The organism is Sphingomonas sp. UYEF23 (assembly GCF_040546165.1).
Lineage (GTDB): Bacteria > Pseudomonadota > Alphaproteobacteria > Sphingomonadales > Sphingomonadaceae > Sphingomonas > Sphingomonas glacialis.
In genome coordinates this window covers 1-17,384 of record NZ_JBEPNG010000016.1, presented here as the reverse complement: position 1 = coordinate 17,384, position 17,384 = coordinate 1, and the positions used below count along the sequence as shown (strand labels likewise).

The window sequence follows — 17,384 nt, the reverse complement described above, 5'->3', positions numbered from 1 at the left end:
TGTTGCGCTTCGACACGATGACCCCTTCCGCAAATCACCCCGTTCACGGTCCCACGCTCCATCATCTCGAGCAGTTGATGGAAAGTCTGCTCGCCGGCGTCATTCTGATGGACCCGACCGGCGTCATCCTCAGCGCCAATGCCGCAGCGCTGGAGATGCACGGGATCGACACGGTCGAGGATCTGGGCGCGACGGCGGACGATTATGCGCAGCGCTTCTGCCTGCGCTACCGCGACCAGCGCCGCCTGCCGCGCCGCGAATATCCGCTCGTGCGCTTGCTCGCGGGCGAGAGCTTCCCCGACCTGATCGTCGAGGTCGCGCCGCTCGGCAGCAACACGCCGCGCTGGGTCCACCAAGTGCGCGACGTCGCGATGGACGACGATGGCGGCGAACCCGACTGCCTGGCGCTCGTCATCCACGACGTGTCGGAGCGCTTCGACGCAGAGGACCGCTTCGAGGCGATGTTCCAGGCCAATCCCGCACCCGCGATCATCGTCCGCGTGTCGGACCAGCGCTATGTCCGCGCCAATCAGGGCTTCCTCGATCTCGGCGGCTATCATCGCGGCGACATCGTCGGTCGCAGCCTGTTCGAGCTCGACCTGCTGGCCAACGTCGATCGGCGCGACCACGTCAAGGACTGCGTCGCGGCGGGCAAGGTCATCCCGCAGCTCGAGGCCGAGCTGCCGCTCGCCGACGGATCGACCAAGCTCGTCATCCTTGCCGGCCAGCCGATCGAGGTCGAAAACGATCCGTGCCTGCTGTTCACCTTCGCCGATCTTGAGCCGCGCCGCCGGGCGGAGCGAGCACTGGAGACCAGCGAGCAACACTTCGCGACGGTCTTCGACATGGCGCCCGTCGCGATGGTGGTGACCAAGGGCGACGACTATCGCATCATCAACGTTAACGACGCCTTCCGGCGCCTGACCGGCTATTCCGGGCACGATGCCATCGGCAGGGTCGCGGACGATCTGCAGCTCTGGAACGACGCCGCGCAGCGCGAGGGGCTGGAGGCGGAGATCGTGTCGCGCAGCGGTTTTCGCGGGCATGACGTCCGCGTGATCGGCAAGGACGGCGCGCCGGTCGACTGCATCGTCTCGGCCGAACGGATCAGCGTGCGCAGCGACGAGTGCGTGCTCTGGCTCTATCAGGACATCAGCGCGCGTCGGCGAAGCGAGCTGGAATTGGTCGAGGCGATCGAGGCGGTGATGAAGGACGCCAATTGGCTCAGTCGCTCGATCATGGACAAGCTGGCGACGCTCCGCGGCCCGCGCGGTGCGGCACTGGTGAAAAAGGATGCTGCCGATATCAGCCCGCGCGAGCGAGAGGTGCTCGAACTGATCTGCCAGGGCGTCGACGATAGCGGCATTGCGGAAAAGCTCGCGCTGTCGCGCAACACGGTGCGCAACCATGTGGCGCGGTTGTACGCGAAGATCGGCGTCAACCGCCGCAGTGCGGCGATCGTCTGGGCACGCGAACGGGGCATCGAAGGGTGAGCGCGACGCGGTCTTTCGAAAGGCGCGACCTGAACCCGCGCGGAGGTATGGGATGAACACCGCAGGGGCGCACGCCTTCGTCGATCAGCTCGCCAAGCTGCTCGAACTCGTCGGCGTCGGAATCATCATCGGCGGGGTCGCGCTGGCGGCGGTCCTGTTCGTGCGATCGGGAGCGCGCAGTGGCCAGTGGCAGGCCGCCTATCAGGACTGCAGGTCCAACCTCGGTCGCGGGATCCTGCTCGGGCTCGAGTTGCTGGTCGGAGCGGACATCATCTCGACGATCACCGCACCGCTCACCGTCCAGAGCGTCGCGCTGCTCGGCGGCATCATCGTGATCCGGACCTTTCTCAGCTTCTCGCTCGAGACCGAGATCGAAGGCTGCTGGCCTTGGCAGCGCGCCGGCCGCGACCGGAGCGAGCGGGAAGGCCCTACCTCGCCCGGCTAAGCACTTTGGCGGGTCGATTTCGCACGCAGCGAACCGTAGAACAGCAGATTACGCGGCCGAGCGCTGGCAGATGGTCGGGGTCAGCCAACAGACTCCGACGGGGTGAAGGGCGTATCGACGCCAAGGGGCGCGCGTAATCGAGATGCTATATCGGCCAGTCGAGCTGCCGATAGGCGGAATCCCAGAACATCCATTCGTAGCGGGTGGCCGTACGAAAAGCCTTGGCCATTGCCGCGCGGACCGATGGCGTCGCAAGGCTTGCGGCGTGGTCAACCAAAGCGCTGACCCGACGCGTTGCTTCGCCGAACCCGGGGTCGGCATAGGTGGTGATCCACGCCTCGTACGGGTTGGGCGATCCGGCGATCGATTTGATCGCGCATCCAACCTCCCAATACACCGAAAAGCACGGCAGGATCCCGGCGATCAGTTCCTCGTAGCTCCGCGTGGCAGCGAGGCTCGCAAGGTATCCGGTATAGCCGAGACAGACCGGGCTTGGCTCGCTCATGGCCACCATCGCGGGAGTGATATCGAAGTGTTCGAAGAACGTCTGGTGCAGGATTTCCTCGACCTGCACCGCAACCTTGGCGCCGTCGGAAAATTCGAGCCGAGCCGCAGCACTGGGCGAGCGCGCCGCGGCGATCGCCAGGACGCGTGCGTACTCGGCCAGATACAGGCTGTCCTGCACGATGTAATGCCGAAAGCTGTCGGGCGCGAGCGATCCGTCGGCGAGTTCTGCGAGAAACGGCTGCGCGAGGATAGACTGTCGCAGCGGGGCAACGTCTTCCCATACCGCGTCGCAAAAGCTCATCGTAGGATCCTCCCGGAAAGTCTTGCAACCGCCATGCAGGCTGATGCGCCCGCCGTCACTCGCCGATTGCGGCAGCAGACCGGGGCGCGCCGGGACATTCCCGTCATAGCGCAGGTTCGTATTGCGGCGCGGACCGCGGCTAGTGCACGCTTGGCAAGGCTGCCTCGAGTCCGTCATCGAACTTTGTCGGCTGGTCTCTAGTAGGGCACCGTGACCGGTGTCCCGACCGCGCCGAAGCCCGTCCGGCAGCTCGATTTTGGCTAAGCGACGAACCAATCCGCCGTCGCGACGCGTAGTTTCCCGTCGAGATCGGCCTGGCGGAGATACAGGCGAAGATCGCGCGACAGCCGACCGATCTCGCTGCCGCGGCGATGCATCGCGGTGCCGTTGATGCGCTCGACCAGCGCCAGCAGGCGCGTTGCGGCTTGCTCGATCGCTTCGCGCGCGAACAAGGTGGTCGCCACCGCCTCGCCCGGGGGCGCTTGCGGGGTTTCCACCGCGAGGCAGGCGGCGCGGGCCCACAATGCGGCGCCCTTCGCCTCGATCGCAAGATGCCCGAGCCGATGCGCGGCGAGCGGGTCGCCGCAACTGCCTGTCCGGCCCACCTGGCGGGAGGTCAAGCGCGCCAACCGCTCCATCGCGCCCGCATAGCAAGCGCACAACCGCCACACTCCGCCGTTGAAATCGGGCTCGATGAACAGCGCATCGACCGCGCCGAGGCAGTCTGCCGGCCCCGCCGGGAGCCCCGTACACTCGAACCGGCCCGACTGGCTGCCGACCATGCCGTCGACGTCCCAATCGAGGATTTCGCCGCGCGCGGGATCGGTGGCGTCGGTCAGCACCATCCGCAACCCATCGGCGACACGCGCGGTGACGATGGCGAGCGTCACGTCGCCGAGCCCCGAGGCGAACGTCTTGACCCCCGTCAGCAGCCCGTCGGCGTCGATGCTGACCGGCTGATCGCGCTCCGCGCCCCAGACGCCGAGGATCGCGCCCGCGACGACCGCATCGCAGACCCGGTCCTGCTGGCTCCGGTCCCCATGGCGCAGGACGAGCTTGATCGCGTTGACATGCCCTTCGTAAATCCGCGCAAGCGGGAGGCTTGCGCCGCCCAACGTCGCCAAACAGGCGAGCATCGGCTCTGCGCCTGACGCGCTCGTTCCCCAACCGCGGCCACCACGATCCACCGGCAAGGGCGCCGAGAGCAAACCGGCGTCGGCGAGCAGCGCGAGTTCGCGTGTCGGCCCGCGCAAACCGCGATCGAGCGCTTCGTCGCCGGCGCGGATCGCCGCGAGCAGATCATCGGCCAATATCGTCTCAGGCATTCGAGGCTATCCAGTCGCGCAGGCGGTCGATTTCGGCAGGGAGGTCGGCCGGGCGCAGCCGGGGGGCGATATGCGATTTGCGCACGGTCGCCGCCCACGTGGCGCCGAAGGTCGATCGATCCGCCGTGTGGGCCCGCCATGCGGCGCGCGCGGCATGACGCGCTCGCCACATCGCAACCAGCGCATCGGCAGGCACGAGCTGGTCATCGCACAGATAGTCGGCCGCCAGCCGCAGGCGCAACGCGTCGGCCATGCCACCGCCGGCGCGTCCGACCAAGCGAGCCGAGGCCGTGACATGCGGCGCGCGATCGTGGCGGATGCGACCGTCCGCCAGCTCGACCGCGGACAGCAGCGCGCGGTCTTCGCCGGTCGCCAGCGCGGGCACCCCGCCGACCCGCTCGAGCATCGCGCGCGTTATGCCAAGATTTGCGCCGCAGCGTTGGGCGTGGCGGGGGGCGGGGTCGTGCACGAGCGGGTCGAAAAGCGGCTCGGCCTCGGCGATCAGGCCGAGATAGGTCCATTCGAGCTCGCCGATCCGCAGCGCAGGCACGGGGTGGAGCGACAATTCCGACCAGTCCGCGCTGACCCGCCCCGCCACCGCATCGGCGCCGCCCGCAAAGGCCGCGCGATGCGCGCGGACCCAGTCGCGATCGGCAACGCAGTCAGCATCGGTGGTGAGCACGATCGTCCCAAGCTGCGCAGCCTGCGCCATCGCCATGCGCCGCGCAGCACCCGCGCCGCGTTCGTGATCGGCAAAGGCGTGTTCGACGACTTCGACTTGGATTGCGCGCGGCGCGCGCGCGATCGCGGCAGTCGCATCGCTGCAATTGTTGGCGACGACGACCGCGACGATCGGCCCGGGATCGTCCTGCGCGGCGAGCGAGTCGAGGCATCGCCCGATCCGGTCGGCTTCATCGTAAGCGGGTATCGCGATGGCGACGATATCGCTGATCATACCCGGGCCATCACGTCGATCCTGAGTCGATCGGTGCGTTCGGCGTGGATCCGCGTCCAGCCCGGAAGATGCGCGATCGCGATCTCGGCGGCCATCTCGCCGGTGATGACGGTATCGGTCTCGCCCAGATAGCTGGCCAGGAAGATGCGCGCATCGGGCGTCGCAGACCGCTCGATCGCGGCCATCAGCGCGACAACGCCGTCGAGGCCGAGATAATACAGCATGTCGCTCGCGACGATCAGGTCGAAGCGCGCGTCGGGCATCTCCTGCGGCATCGTCCGTTGCTCGAGCACGACATTCGCGCGCGCGCCGATGCGATCGCGCGCGGCGCTCAGTGCGGTCAGCGAAGCGTCGCTCGCGAGCAACCGGTCGCACAGCGGCGCGAGCTGCTCGGTCAGCGCGCCGTTCGCGCAGCCCAGTTCGAGCGCGGAGCGATAGCGGCGCCCGGCCAGCGCGGCGACCGTCCGCTGGAACCGATCGCGTTCATAGGGCTCGCTGTCATAGCGCCACGGGTCGGGCGACTGCGTGAACAGCGAATCGAAATGCGTCGCGGGAACTGCGTCGTTGCTCCGGTCGAGGCGGTCATAGGCGGTCCGCACATATTCGACCGTGGTGAACGCGTCGCAAATGTCGGGCGCGAGCGAAAATCCCGCAACCGGGTCGAGCTGGCTCCGGTGACAGGCGAGGGCTGCCCGCTTGCGCGCAGCGAAATCCCCGACCGGGATGGCGTCATAGCCAGTCGGGTCGAACCGGCGATCGACTCGCTGGCTCACCGGCATCACTTGAAGCACCCGGCCGGTACCCGAGCCGACGATGCGGCTGGCGAGGCCGAACGCGGCCTTGTGATCGGGGTGCCCGTCAGCAGGATCGGTGACGAGAATCGTATCCGGCGCCGCCTCAGCGACAAATGCCCCGAGCGCGGCCATTCGGGGGCGGGGGATCGCGGTGCTCGACAGGCCGCCATCGGGTTGGTCGAGGAAGAGGAGCGCGGGGACATATCCCAGCATGCGCTCGAGCCCGGCCCGGCATTCTTCGCGCCGCAGGCTCGCCAAGGTCGTGGCGTCGCGCCCGGGGTCGGACGCCGCGCCGTCGGTCGCGACGATGACGGCAACCCGCGCACCGGCCTGCGCGGCGCGCGCCATGATCGCCCCCGCGCCCAGGATTTCGTCATCTGCATGCGGCGCTATGACGAGCAGCGACTGGCTCATGCGAGCCCCGCCACGATGGCGTCGAGCCGGACGCGCGTCGCGGGCGTCAGGGCGATGTCGGTCGCGACGACCAAGGGTTTCGGCAAAGACGCGAACGCAATGCCCATGTCGGCGAGATCGATCGGGACCGGGGCGGGGGAGGTTCCCGGACGCCAGTCGGCGACCCTCTGCCATAAGGCGGCGCGATCGTCTCTGCGCCGCGTGCTCGCATAGCCCGTCGCGGTGGCTGCGGTCAGGCTATCGGGTTGCTCGTATTTGTCGAGCAGGACATCGTCGATGAACCAGATATGCGCGCCCGCCATCAGCGCGCGGTTCCGCAGGTCGCGATCTTCCTCGACGCTCTCGGCATAGCCGCCGATCCGGGTGAACAGATCACGCCGGAACAGCCCGCTGTTGATCAGCACCCAGTCGCCGGGCGGCCCTGCGGAGAATTGCAGATTGGGAAAGAAATCCTCGACCAGCGACAGCGTGCGGGCGATCCGCGCCGCGCGACCATCCGCGGAGACGAAGCGATGCGCGGTCAGCACCAGGTCGAGCTCGGCCGGCGCATCCGCAACCTGGCCGCCGCCTGCAAGATGCCAGGGCGCGCAATCGGCAGCGACGAGACCGGTGCGCGAGAGCGTGCGCTGTTGGCGGAGCAGCTTGTCGATATGCGGAATGTCGTCGGAATCGTGGAAGGTGATCGCATCGAACGCAAGCAGCGCAAGCGCGACATTCTTGGCAGCCGCCGTCCCGAGGTTCCGGTCGAGCTTGATGTAGCCGAAGCGGGGATGGCCGAACCAGCGCGCACACGCGGCTTGGGTTTCATCGGTCGATCCATCGTCGATCACGACGACGCCGACGTCGTGCTGCGATTGCGCCAACGCCGCTTCGACGGCACGCACGATCTGATGCGCGCGCTGGTAGGTCGGGATCGCTATGAGACTTTGCATGGGCGACCTGACGCGGGGAAAATGAGAGCGGTCCGAAGGATCCAATCGTGCCCGATTTCGACGATGCCACTCTGCCCAGGTCTTCTGGGTATTTTATTTTCTGCGCGCATTCTCGACCTCCACATCACCGCTGAACGCGTGTCGCGCGAATTCGACGCCTCAGGCCGTGAGTGCAGGGCGATGTCATGCGTCGAAATACCCGCCCACTAAAGAGTAGGAGCCTTCGCGCTGATGCAAATCAATATAAAATCCAGGGCAATTGGGGTTTGCATCCGCAACCACACCATGAACCCTGCGTTAATGGGGTCGGCTCCGGCAGGAGCACCTATCCCGTGACTTGAGGTTTTGCGTCCCTTGTTCATCATGTCGATTGCCCTTGGCGGGTGCCTTAAAGGCCCGCCCATTGAATTCGGCCTGACCGAAGATACCGGCGGACATATCACCTATGCGCTGGGGGCAGCCCAGGCGTTGGCGCAGCGCGGCGATGTCGACCGGGTCGAGATCGTCACGCGCTTGATCGAAGATAGGATCCTAGGCGCGGCCTATGCGGTCCCGTACGAGCCGATCACCGAAAAACTCGCGATCCGTCGCATCGGAACCGCCGATCGGCAATACCTCTGCAAGGGCGCTGCGGCGGCCGATCGTCCCGCTTTCGCCGAAGCGTTGATCGCGCACATTGCGACGCTCGAGCGGCGCCCCGATGTGATCCATGCCCATTTCGCCGACGCGGCCGACGTCGCGGCGGCGGTGCGCGATCGGTTCGACATTCCCTTCGTCTACACCGCGCACTCGCTCGGCATCGACAAGGCGAACCATGCGACGGGGCTTAGCGAGGCGATCGCGCCCCGGATCGCCGACGAGAACCGCGCGATCGCTGCCGCCGATGCGATCATTGCATCCTCGCGCGACGAAGCCGAGCGGCAGCTGATGGCGTATCCCGCGGCGTGCCCCGCAAAGATCCATTGTGTCCCGCCCGGGGCCGGGCTCGCGCAGACCACGCCAAGCGATTTGACCCGCGCCCGCGCGTTGATCGCGCCGTTCCTGCGCGATCCCGACAAGCCGATGATTCTAGCGATCGCGCGGCCCGTCGCCAAAAAGAACCTCGGCGGGCTGATCGACCTTTTCGCGGCCGATGCCGGGCTACGCGATCGCGCCAATCTGGTGATTGTCGCGGGTCTGCGCGACGGCCCCCACACGGGCGAGGATGAACAGCGCAGCGTGATCGCGGGCCTGCTGGCCGGACTCGACCGCCACGATCTTTACGGGACGCTGGCGCTGCCGAAGCGCCATACCGCCGACGATGTTGCCGCGCTCTACGCGCTTGCCCGCGAAACGCGGGGCATCTTCGTCAATCCCGCGCTGACCGAACCGTACGGACTGACGCTGACCGAAGCGGCGCTGCACGGGCTGCCGGTCGTGGCGACGTGTCACGGCGGGCCAGCCGACATCGTCGCGCGACTGGGCCACGGCATGGTCGCCGATCCGCGCGATCCCGCGAGCTTCGCGGCTGCGATCACCACATTGCTCGACGACGAGATGGCATGGGCGCGGGCGTCGAGCGCGGGACGCGTAAATGCGCGGGCGCTCGACTGGCATGGCTATGCGGCGCGGTTCGTCGCGATCGTCGAGGGTCTTGCCACGGTCGCCCCGGCGAAACCGCGCCCCTCGCGGTTATTGCTCTGCGATATCGACAATACGCTGACGGGGTGCACCGTTGGCGCGCTCGGCATGGCGGCGTATCTCGAGGCTGAACCCAACCTCGCCTTCGGTGTCGCGACCGGGCGGTCGCTGCAGGAAGCCGAGCGATTGCTCGGCGAATGGGGGCAACCCGCGCCCGCCGTCCTGATCACCTCGGTCGGCGCTGAAATCTACTGGCGTCACGGCGCGCGGCTCGTCGCGGACGCCGACTATGCCGCGCACATCGATCGCGGCTGGGATCCGGCGGCGGTCGATGCGCGCGTCTCGGGTCTTGCAGGCGTCGAGCGCCAGCCGCCGGTCGAGCAACGCCGCCACAAGCGCAGCTATTTCGCCGAGGAGCCCGCAGTGGTCGCTGCCATCCGCAGCGTGGTCGCAGATCTGCCGGTGCGCGTGATCCACAGTCACGGGCGGCTGCTCGACATCGTTCCGACGCGCGCCGGCAAGGGTGCCGCGATGCAATGGGCGGCGCGCGCCTTGGGGGTCGCACCCGATCAGGTCTATGCCGCCGGCGATAGCGGCAACGATCTCGATATGCTCGCGCAGTGCCAGAACGGCATCCTCGTCGCCAATTACAGCACCGAGCTTGCCGAACTGATCGGGCGTCCGACGATCTATCTCGCACGCCGCGCGCATGCCGCCGGCGTCGTCGAGGGTATGCGCGCCTTTGCCATGGCGCGCGCGGCATGACGCGGCCGATCGGCTATTTCGTCCATCATCAGGGGCGTGGCCATGCCGAGCGCGCCGCGGCGATCGTCAATGCCTTGCCCGCTGACCGTCCGGTGGTGCTCTTCTCGGCGCGCGCCGACATCTTCCCGCCGCTTGCCGCGAACGTCACGGTGCGCACGATCCCGTCGCTGTTCGAAGCGGTCGGCGACGAGCCGGCCGGTCTGGCAAACGCACCGACGCCCGCGAACCTCCATTGCGCGCCGCTCGGCTGGAAGAGCATCACGCACGCTGTCGCGGTCATCGCGTCGTGGTTCGATACCGCCCAGCCTGCACTGTTCATCACCGACGTATCGGCCGAACTCGCGCAGCTCGCCCGGATCGCATCGGTCCCGTGCATAAGCGTCCTCCAGCACGGCGACCGCGGCGATCCGGGGCATATGGCGGCGTATGAATCGGCGCTTGGGATCTTGGCACCCTATGCGCCGTCGCTCGAACAGCCGGGGCGGCCGGCGTGGATGCTCGCAAAGACGCACTATGCGCCGGGCGTCGGGGTTGCGGTCGACGCGATCGGGCGCGACGCCGCGCGGACTGCGCTTGGCCTGCCGCTCGATGCCGAGATCGTCGTCGTGATCGCCGGGGGCGGGGGTAGCGGCACGCCCGCGACCCCGCTCACGCTCGGCGCGCGGGACGAGCCAAACGTGCTCTGGCTGACGATCGGGTCGGTAGAACACGAATGGCACGCTACGGCGCCCGGCAACCTCCGGCATCTCGGGTGGGTCGATACGCCGGCGCTGTATATCGCGGCGGCGGATCGCGTCGTCTCCTCGGCCGGTAATACGACGGTCCATATGATAGCGGCGGTCGGGCGTCCCTGGATCGTCGTGCCCGAATGGCGCTATTTCGACGAACAGCTGTGGAAAGCGCGGATGCTCGATCACGCCGGCGCGGCGACCATGCTCGAACATTGGCCGTCGCATGTCGGTGCCTGGACTCAGGCCTGGGCGCACGCTGCGTCGCTCGACCTGTCGCGGCAACGCGCGCTCTACGACGCCAATGCGGCACGGGATGTCGCCGCATGGCTGTCGCGCGTCGCGGACTCGGCCTGGGCGCCGCCCCGGGTCGCGCCATCGCCCGAACTCGCCCCTGTCGATCAGCTCCTTTGTGAAAGCCTGTCATGACCGTCTCGATCTGTACGCTCGCCCATGGTCGCTCGGCGCATTTGGTCAACGTCGTCCGTGCCCTCGATCTGCAGACGCAAACCCCCGACGAGTTGGTGATCGCGGTGATGCAAAACGAAGCGTATGACTTGCCCGAGACGCGGTTTCCGGTGCGGCAAATCCTGATGGGGGCCGACGGCATCCCGTTGGCATCGGCGCGCAATGCCGCCGCCCAGGCCGCGCATGGCGAGTATCTGATCTTTCTCGACGTCGACTGCATTCCCGAGCCGTCGCTCGTCGCGGACTATCTGGCGCAGTTGCGATCGGTCGATGCCGTGCTGATGGGGGAGGTCTTGTACCTGCCGTCGGGCGCCACCGCAGAGGGGCTCGATTTCGACCGGTTCGCCGCGATCGGGGTCAAGCATTCGGACCGGGCGGGGCCACCGGTCGAGGCGCTGGGCGATTGCACCGACTATCGCTGTTTTTGGTCGCTCAACTTCGCGATGCGGCGCGCGACGTTCGTCGCACTCGGCGGTTTCGACGAACGCTATGTCGGTTACGGCGGGGAGGACACCGATTTCGGGCGCGTCGCGATGACCGCGGGCGTGCCGATCAACTGGGTGCGCGGCGCGCGAGTCTATCATCAATACCACCCGCACCACATGCCGCCCGTCCACCATATCGACAGCGTGATCGCCAACGCCGCGCGCTTCCGCGACAAATGGGGGCATTTCACGATGGAGCATTGGCTCAAGGCGTTCACGCTGATGGGCTTGATCACGCTGCGCGATGGCGAGCATGTTCGGTTGCGGGAGGTCGGCGAGGACGATCTGGCGCTGACCCGCCAGCAGGCCGACCAGCCCTATGCGAGCACCTCGGTCGTGCTGGCGCAGCTCGAGGCGCGCGCGCCCGCGATCGCGGCGGCATAGGCGGCTGCATACCCGTCGAGCATCGATGTCAGCGAGAACTCGCGTGTCACGCGGTCCCGGCATGCGGCACGCGGAAACGCTCGGGCGCGACCGATAGCCTCGGCAAGCGTCGCCGCGTCGGTCGCGAGCGCGCCGCAATCGCCCACGACTTCGTGCATCGCCCCGCGATCGAGCGCTGCGACGGGGACGCCGCACGCGAGCGCTTCCGCGGCGATGAGGCCGAACGGTTCGTCCCACATCGGGGTCGAGAGCAAGACCGATGCCGCGCCGATCGCATCGACCAACGCCTCACCGCCCAGATGGCCATGATAGACCCGGGCCTCGTCGAGCAGCGGTGCGACGTGATCGGTGAAGTAATCCATGCAGTCGATCGGCCCGATCACGTCCAGGCCTATGCCGGCCAGACGCGCCGCCTCGAGCGCGACGGCGGTGCCCTTGTTCGGCGTTATGCGCCCCGCCCAGACCGCCCGACCGTTGCCGGTCGAGCGGAATTGCCAGCGTGCGGTGTCGATGCCGTTATGGACGACCGATGCAGTGTCGGGCGGGGTAGTCCACCACGTGGCCAGATGCGCCTGCGACGTGGTCGTCTGAAGCATCCAGGCCGCAATATTGGCCGCAATCGAGTCGGCGAGGCCCGCAAAAGGAGGGACGTGGAGCGACGTCACCATCGGTTTGCGATCGCGCTTGGCGAGCACGTGCAATGTCGGGTGCATCGTGTTGTTGTGAACGATATCGAAGTCCCCTCCGGCGATCTCGTCCCAGGCGTGACCGAAGGCGACGTCTTGGAATGCGGTGAGGTCGCGTGTTCCGTGCCATTGCGCCCACGGCAGCACGGCCTCGTAATGGCGTTCGGCGATGGGGTGAAGCGGCAGCGCGGGGTCGCTGTCGCCGCTGGCGAACAGTGTGACCTCATGGCCGCGGGCGACCAGCGCTGTGACGAGCTGATGACAATGCGCTTCCATGCCGCCCATGAACGGCATTGCAATCGGATGACGAAGATGCGCGATAACGGCGATCCGCAAGGGCGCACGTCCGTGAGTGGCGGCACGGTTTGCGTTGACGGGCTCGGAGATGGTCATCAGGTCGAAACACCCCAATCGAGCTTTGGTGCCCACCACCGTAGCTGACAGCCGAGCCCCTCCTCGCCGGAAATAAAGCCCGTGCGATTGCCGCCGACGGCGTCGATACCGCGTTGATGGTTTGAAACCTGAAGTGGATGAAACGATGACGAATCCTCTGCTCGACACGCTGGACCTGCCGCGTTTCGGCGATATCCGGCCGGAGCACGTTGCGCCCGCGCTCGACAAGGTCATCGCCGACCATCGCGCGGTGGTTGCGCGGATCGTTGCGACGCAGCCGAGCAGCTTTGCCGAGGCATGGTTGCCGCTCGAGCGGGCAGACACTGCGATCACTGCGGTCTGGTCTGCGGTTTCGCACCTGCACGCTGTCGCCGACACGCCCGAACTGCGCGCCGCTTTCGTGGCCGGGCAGGAAAGGTTGGTCGAAAACAGCCTGCAGGTGATGCAGAATCAGGCGGTGTATGCAGTGCTCGTCGCGCTCACCACGACCCCGGAATTCGCGGCGCTGGCGGATCCCGACCGCGCCGCCGTCGAGCACAGGATCCGCGATTTCGCCTTGGCAGGCGTCGCATTGGAGGCAGCGGAGCGCGCGCGCTTTGCGGCGATCTCGGTCGAATTGTCGCACCTGTCGACCGCATTCGGCAACGCCGTGCTCGATGCGACCGACGCCTGGTTCGAGCATGTCGAGGATGCGGCCGTGTTGGCCGGCATTTCGGAGCCCGACACGGCGATGTTCGCCGCCGCGGCCGCCGCGCGCGGACTGCCCGGATGGGTCGTGACGCTCCAGATGCCGAGCGTGAACGCCGTCCTGACGTTCGCCGAGGACCGCGGCCTGCGCGAGCGGATGTATACCGCATTTGGCACGCGCGCATCGGATCAGGGACCGCATGCGGGGCAGTTCGACAATTCGGGCCGGATCGCGGCGATCCTGAAACTGCGGCGCGCGGGTGCGCGGTTGCTCGGCTTCACCGATCCGGTCGCGTGGTCGCTGGCCACCAAGATGGCGCCCGACGCCTGCGCGGTGCTGGCTTTTCTCCGCGATCTCGGCCGCCGGGCGAAGCCTGCCGCGACCCGCGAATATGCCGAGCTGGCGGGGTACGCCGCCGACCATCTGGGGATCGCGGCGCTTCAACCCTGGGATCTGGCCTATGTCTCGGATCGGCTGCGCGCCGCGCGCTATGCCGTCGACGAGCAGGCGGTGCGCGCTTATTTTCCCGTCGGACGCGTCATCGCCGGCTGGCAGCGGCTGCTCGATCGTCTGTTCGGCATCCGCCTGATCGCGCGCGCCGACGTGCCCGTCTATCATCCCGATGCCTGCTATTACGACGTGACGGACGAGGATGGCGCAGTCATCGCCGGCATCTATGTCGACTTGCACGCTCGCAGCGGCAAGCGCGGCGGCGCGTGGATGGCGCAGGCGCGTCCGCGGCTGAAGGATGGCAACAGCCGACAGGTGCCGGTCGCCTATCTCGTCTGCAACTTCGCACCGAAAACCGAAGCAAGCCCCTCGCTGCTCAGCCACCGGGAAGTGGTCACCTTCCTGCACGAGACCGGGCATTGCCTGCACCATTTGTTCACCCGCGTCGATCGTCCCAGCATTGCCGGCACCAACGGGTTCGAATGGGATGCGATCGAGCTGCCGAGCCAGTTGATGGAGGATTTCGCCTGGGACCGCGACGTGCTGAGCGGCATGTCGGGCCATCACCAAACCGGTGCGCCGTTGCCAGACGGGGTGTTCGACACGCTGGTGGCGGCGCGCCGGTTCCTGTCCGGCATGTTCGTCGTCCGCCAGGTGGAATTCGCGCTGTTCGACCTGCTGCTGCATCTGGGCACGCTGGGCAGCGACCCGATGGAGGTGATCGAGGCGGTGCGCGACGAGGTCGCGGTGGTCCGCCCACCGGCATGGCACCGCTTCCCGCACGGCTTCACCCATATCTTCGCCGGCGGCTATGCATCGGGCTATTACAGCTATCTGTGGGCGGAAGTGCTTGCGGCGGACGGGTTCCAGCGTTTTGCGGAGGCGGGATTGGTCGACCGCGCTACCGCCGCTCTGTTTCGCGAAGAGGTGCTCTCGCGCGGCGCCAGTCGTCCAGCCGCAGAGAGCTTCCGCGCCTTCCGCGGTCGCGATGCGGACCCGCAGGCAATCCTCGTCCGTCATGGCCTGGCGCTGCACACCGACGGCTGATCGCACCGGTGCCGATCGGCGGATCGGCTACGTTCGACAATCTCAGAAAGGCCGCGTTCGAGATTTATTGCTCCGCTGCGCTGGAACGCGATGCGCGCGGCATCGCGCGCTCGGCGTGTTACAGGGGCGTACGGATTGCACCGCGTGACCGCTCCTTCACCCAACGCAGCAGCATCAAGGGGACGGCGGGATCGCATCTGCGGGGCAATCTCGTAGGGGTGAACGCCAAGATGGGCCAAAGCCCGTATTGGGAGTCCGCTGTCACTATGGGAAGGCGACGCAGCGTCGGAGCGCAGCGATACCAACTCGCAAGAGGCGGTATGCACTGACTTCAGGCGCGACACAGGCCCAGCCAAAGGATTCCATAATGACCGATCCACGCCACGATATCGTCGATACCGCCGTTGCTGCGGGTTCCTTCTCGACCCTGGTCGCCGCGGTGACTGCCGCTGGCCTTGTCGAGACGCTGAAAGGGGCCGGTCCCTTCACCGTGTTCGCGCCGTCGGACGACGCGTTCGCAGCCCTGCCCGCAGGGACCGTCGAGACGCTCGTCAAGCCCGAGAACAAGGACCAGCTGACCGCGATCCTCCTCCTCCACGTCGTTCCCGGCAAGGTGATGGCGGCTGATGTCGCCGGCCAGGTGCTCGACCCGGCCACTGCCGGCGGTGCGACCGTCCATGTCGATGGAACGAATGGCGTGACCGTCGACGGCGCGAAGGTCGTCACTGCCGACATCGAGTGCACGAACGGCGTGATTCACGTCATCGACGCCGTGATCTTGCCCAAGGCCTGACCGTCGACACCGGCGGCGCTTGGTCTTTATAGCGCCGCCGGTGTCACACGTCGTGCCTATCGGACGGGAACTCGAATGAAGATCGCCATCGTCGGCGCAGGGATCGCAGGGGCGTCCTGCGCTGAAACGCTGCAGGCCCGCGGCCACACCGTCCTGATGTTCGACAAAGGGCGCGGGCCCGGCGGGCGGATGGCGACGCGGCGCGCGCCGGGACCCGACGGCGACGTCGCCTTCGACCACGGCGCGCAATATTTCACGGCACGCGACTCCGCCTTTGCCGCGCAAGTCGCGCAGTGGGCCGCCGCGAACGTCACGGCGGCATGGCCGAGCGCGGGGGACGATGCCTGGGTCGGAACGCCCGGGATGAGCGCGGTGGTCAAGGCCATCGCCGAACGGTTGGACGTCCACTGGACCACCAAGGTCGACACGATCCGCCAGGACGGCGCGTTCTGGAAGCTCGACCCTGCTTCGGACATGGCGTTCGACGCGGTCGTGATCGCGACGCCTGCCGAGCAGGCAGCACCGCTGCTGGTCGCGCATGATCCCGCGATGGCGGCGATGGCGCAGGCGTGCCCGTCGGCACCGTGCTGGACCGCGATGGTGGCGTTCGACGAACCGATCGCAATAGCAACCGACATTCTCCGCGACACCGGCATCCTTGGCTGGGCGGCCCGCAACAGCGCCAAGCCCGGACGCGGCGCCGGGGAAGCCTGGGTGCTCCAGGCGACGCCGGACTGGTCCCGCCTACATCTCGAGGATGCGGCCGAGAGCGTCGTAGACGCTTTGCTCGCCGCGCTGGCGGACCAAGCCACGCGCGCACTGCCCCCGCCCACCGTCCGGATCGGTCACCGCTGGCGCTATGCGCGCGTCAGGGCGACACAGCACGGGGCGCTGTGGAATCCCGCTAAGCGTATCGGCGCGGTCGGCGACTGGCTGCTCGCGCCGCGGATCGAAAGCGCGTGGCTGTCCGGCCGGATGCTCGCCGACCGGATCGGCCCAGCCTAGCGCGCTGCCGGGACGCCCGCGACGATCGCCGGATCGATCGCGTAATCGCGCGCGATCTCGCGTGCGGTCATCTTCGCGGACATCATCACCGACGGCGTCCCGCCGCCCGGCTGCGTGCCTTGGCCGACGAGATAGAGGTTGGTGATGTCCTCGCTGCGATTGTGCGGGCGGAAGAAAGCCGTCTGCGTCAGCCGCGGCTCGACCCCGAAGCCGTTGCCCGCATACGCGCCGAGCACTTGCTCGAAATAATCCGGTGTGACGAAGCTCTGATAGACCAACCGCTCGCCGAGGTCGGGGATGTAGCCGCGCTCGTCGAGGAAGGTCAGCACCTTCTGCGCGAAGGCCTCGCCCACCACGTCCCAGTCGACATCGCCGAGCGTGTTGGGGACGGGGATCAGCGTGTAGGCCGCGTGATGCCCTGGCGGAGCGAGGCTGGGGTCGGTCATCGTCGGGATGTGGAGATATTGCGAGAAGTCTTCCGCGAGGATCTTGCGCTCGAAAATGTCGGTCAGCAGTTCCTCGTAGCGCGGGCCGAGGATGATGTTGTGGTGGCGCAGGTCGGGATCGCCGTCGCGCTTCTGATAGCCGAAATAGATCACCATCAGCGACATGTGTTGATTTCCACTGAGAGCTGACCCGGGAGGCGCATAATTTCCACTGAGAAGTGACCCATGTTTTGATCTTCCCCTGGCTGCCTGGTCGGGGG

The 17,384-nt window shown here is 67.3% G+C and carries 15 protein-coding genes; 8 read left to right on the top strand and 7 right to left on the bottom strand.

Annotated features, from left to right (window positions below; translation table 11 throughout):
• Positions 1-17: 17 nt before the first annotated feature.
• On the top strand, positions 18-1,493 hold the full coding sequence (locus ABIB28_RS17975) for a PAS domain S-box protein (RefSeq protein ID WP_354289433.1): 1,476 nt from the start codon (positions 18-20) through the stop codon (positions 1,491-1,493).
• Between the two features lie 52 nt (positions 1,494-1,545).
• On the top strand, positions 1,546-1,938 hold the full coding sequence (locus tag ABIB28_RS17970; protein WP_133187777.1) for a DUF1622 domain-containing protein: 393 nt from the start codon (positions 1,546-1,548) through the stop codon (positions 1,936-1,938).
• A gap of 145 nt (positions 1,939-2,083) precedes the next feature.
• Here the strand turns inward: ABIB28_RS17970 and ABIB28_RS17965 are convergent, their stop codons facing one another.
• From ABIB28_RS17965 to ABIB28_RS17945, 5 genes are all read right to left on the bottom strand, one after another.
• A complete protein-coding gene (locus ABIB28_RS17965) occupies positions 2,084-2,746 on the bottom strand; it encodes a TenA family protein (RefSeq protein WP_354289432.1) in 663 nt (220 codons plus the stop codon).
• Positions 2,747-3,006: 260 nt separating this feature from the next.
• Positions 3,007-4,071: an acyl-CoA dehydrogenase family protein gene (locus tag ABIB28_RS17960; protein ID WP_354289430.1), complete on the bottom strand. Its 1,065-nt coding sequence runs from the start codon at positions 4,069-4,071 to the stop codon at positions 3,007-3,009.
• A complete protein-coding gene (locus tag ABIB28_RS17955; protein ID WP_354289428.1) occupies positions 4,064-5,026 on the bottom strand; it encodes a glycosyltransferase family 2 protein in 963 nt (320 codons plus the stop codon). Before ABIB28_RS17955 ends, ABIB28_RS17960 begins: the two co-directional genes overlap by 8 nt.
• Positions 5,023-6,234, bottom strand: a complete 1,212-nt coding sequence (locus ABIB28_RS17950; RefSeq protein ID WP_354289427.1) for a bifunctional PIG-L family deacetylase/class I SAM-dependent methyltransferase — start codon at positions 6,232-6,234, stop codon at positions 5,023-5,025. The genes ABIB28_RS17955 and ABIB28_RS17950 overlap by 4 nt, the downstream gene beginning before the upstream one ends.
• A complete protein-coding gene (locus tag ABIB28_RS17945; protein WP_354289426.1) occupies positions 6,231-7,166 on the bottom strand; it encodes a glycosyltransferase family 2 protein in 936 nt (311 codons plus the stop codon). The genes ABIB28_RS17950 and ABIB28_RS17945 overlap by 4 nt, the downstream gene beginning before the upstream one ends.
• Positions 7,167-7,529: 363 nt before the next feature.
• Between ABIB28_RS17945 and ABIB28_RS17940 the strand changes: the two genes are divergently transcribed.
• Genes ABIB28_RS17940 through ABIB28_RS17930 form a run of 3 tightly spaced genes read left to right on the top strand, consistent with a single transcriptional unit; the run spans position 7,530 to position 11,616 of the window.
• The gene (locus ABIB28_RS17940; RefSeq protein ID WP_354289425.1) at positions 7,530-9,551 is read left to right on the top strand and encodes an HAD-IIB family hydrolase; all 2,022 of its coding nucleotides are present in this window, start codon (positions 7,530-7,532) and stop codon (positions 9,549-9,551) included.
• Positions 9,548-10,708, top strand: coding sequence for a glycosyltransferase (locus ABIB28_RS17935; RefSeq protein WP_354289424.1), 1,161 nt, complete (start codon positions 9,548-9,550; stop codon positions 10,706-10,708). The genes ABIB28_RS17940 and ABIB28_RS17935 overlap by 4 nt, the downstream gene beginning before the upstream one ends.
• On the top strand, positions 10,705-11,616 hold the full coding sequence (locus ABIB28_RS17930; RefSeq protein ID WP_354289423.1) for a galactosyltransferase-related protein: 912 nt from the start codon (positions 10,705-10,707) through the stop codon (positions 11,614-11,616). Before ABIB28_RS17935 ends, ABIB28_RS17930 begins: the two co-directional genes overlap by 4 nt.
• Here the strand turns inward: ABIB28_RS17930 and ABIB28_RS17925 are convergent.
• Entirely contained in the window at positions 11,550-12,596 is a 1,047-nt protein-coding gene (locus ABIB28_RS17925; RefSeq protein WP_354289422.1) for a glycosyltransferase, read from the bottom strand. The genes ABIB28_RS17930 and ABIB28_RS17925 overlap by 67 nt on opposite strands.
• A gap of 244 nt (positions 12,597-12,840) precedes the next feature.
• On the opposite strand from ABIB28_RS17925, the gene ABIB28_RS17920 reads away from it, so the two are divergent.
• The 3 genes from ABIB28_RS17920 to ABIB28_RS17910 all read left to right on the top strand — a co-directional run bounded on the left by ABIB28_RS17920 (position 12,841) and on the right by ABIB28_RS17910 (position 16,678).
• Positions 12,841-14,880: a M3 family metallopeptidase gene (locus tag ABIB28_RS17920; RefSeq protein ID WP_354289421.1), complete on the top strand. Its 2,040-nt coding sequence runs from the start codon at positions 12,841-12,843 to the stop codon at positions 14,878-14,880.
• A 367-nt stretch (positions 14,881-15,247) separates the two neighbouring features.
• A complete protein-coding gene (locus tag ABIB28_RS17915) occupies positions 15,248-15,673 on the top strand; it encodes a fasciclin domain-containing protein (protein WP_133187797.1) in 426 nt (141 codons plus the stop codon).
• A gap of 75 nt (positions 15,674-15,748) precedes the next feature.
• On the top strand, positions 15,749-16,678 hold the full coding sequence (locus ABIB28_RS17910) for an NAD(P)/FAD-dependent oxidoreductase (RefSeq protein WP_354289420.1): 930 nt from the start codon (positions 15,749-15,751) through the stop codon (positions 16,676-16,678).
• Here ABIB28_RS17910 and ABIB28_RS17905 read toward each other — a convergent pair.
• A complete protein-coding gene (locus ABIB28_RS17905; protein ID WP_354289419.1) occupies positions 16,675-17,289 on the bottom strand; it encodes an FAD-dependent oxidoreductase in 615 nt (204 codons plus the stop codon). The two genes, ABIB28_RS17910 and ABIB28_RS17905, sit on opposite strands and share 4 nt — an antisense overlap.
• Positions 17,290-17,384: the final 95 nt, after the last annotated feature.

Coding starts and splice junctions, on each gene's coding strand:
- ABIB28_RS17975 (WP_354289433.1), top strand. CDS start 18: ATGACCCCTTCCGCAAATCACCCCGTTCACGGTCCCACGCTCCATCAT.
- ABIB28_RS17970 (WP_133187777.1), top strand. CDS start 1,546: ATGAACACCGCAGGGGCGCACGCCTTCGTCGATCAGCTCGCCAAGCTG.
- ABIB28_RS17965 (WP_354289432.1), bottom strand. CDS start 2,746: ATGAGCTTTTGCGACGCGGTATGGGAAGACGTTGCCCCGCTGCGACAG.
- ABIB28_RS17960 (WP_354289430.1), bottom strand. CDS start 4,071: ATGCCTGAGACGATATTGGCCGATGATCTGCTCGCGGCGATCCGCGCC.
- ABIB28_RS17955 (WP_354289428.1), bottom strand. CDS start 5,026: ATGATCAGCGATATCGTCGCCATCGCGATACCCGCTTACGATGAAGCC.
- ABIB28_RS17950 (WP_354289427.1), bottom strand. CDS start 6,234: ATGAGCCAGTCGCTGCTCGTCATAGCGCCGCATGCAGATGACGAAATC.
- ABIB28_RS17945 (WP_354289426.1), bottom strand. CDS start 7,166: ATGCAAAGTCTCATAGCGATCCCGACCTACCAGCGCGCGCATCAGATC.
- ABIB28_RS17940 (WP_354289425.1), top strand. CDS start 7,530: ATGTCGATTGCCCTTGGCGGGTGCCTTAAAGGCCCGCCCATTGAATTC.
- ABIB28_RS17935 (WP_354289424.1), top strand. CDS start 9,548: ATGACGCGGCCGATCGGCTATTTCGTCCATCATCAGGGGCGTGGCCAT.
- ABIB28_RS17930 (WP_354289423.1), top strand. CDS start 10,705: ATGACCGTCTCGATCTGTACGCTCGCCCATGGTCGCTCGGCGCATTTG.
- ABIB28_RS17925 (WP_354289422.1), bottom strand. CDS start 12,596: ATGCCGTTCATGGGCGGCATGGAAGCGCATTGTCATCAGCTCGTCACA.
- ABIB28_RS17920 (WP_354289421.1), top strand. CDS start 12,841: ATGACGAATCCTCTGCTCGACACGCTGGACCTGCCGCGTTTCGGCGAT.
- ABIB28_RS17915 (WP_133187797.1), top strand. CDS start 15,248: ATGACCGATCCACGCCACGATATCGTCGATACCGCCGTTGCTGCGGGT.
- ABIB28_RS17910 (WP_354289420.1), top strand. CDS start 15,749: ATGAAGATCGCCATCGTCGGCGCAGGGATCGCAGGGGCGTCCTGCGCT.
- ABIB28_RS17905 (WP_354289419.1), bottom strand. CDS start 17,289: ATGTCGCTGATGGTGATCTATTTCGGCTATCAGAAGCGCGACGGCGAT.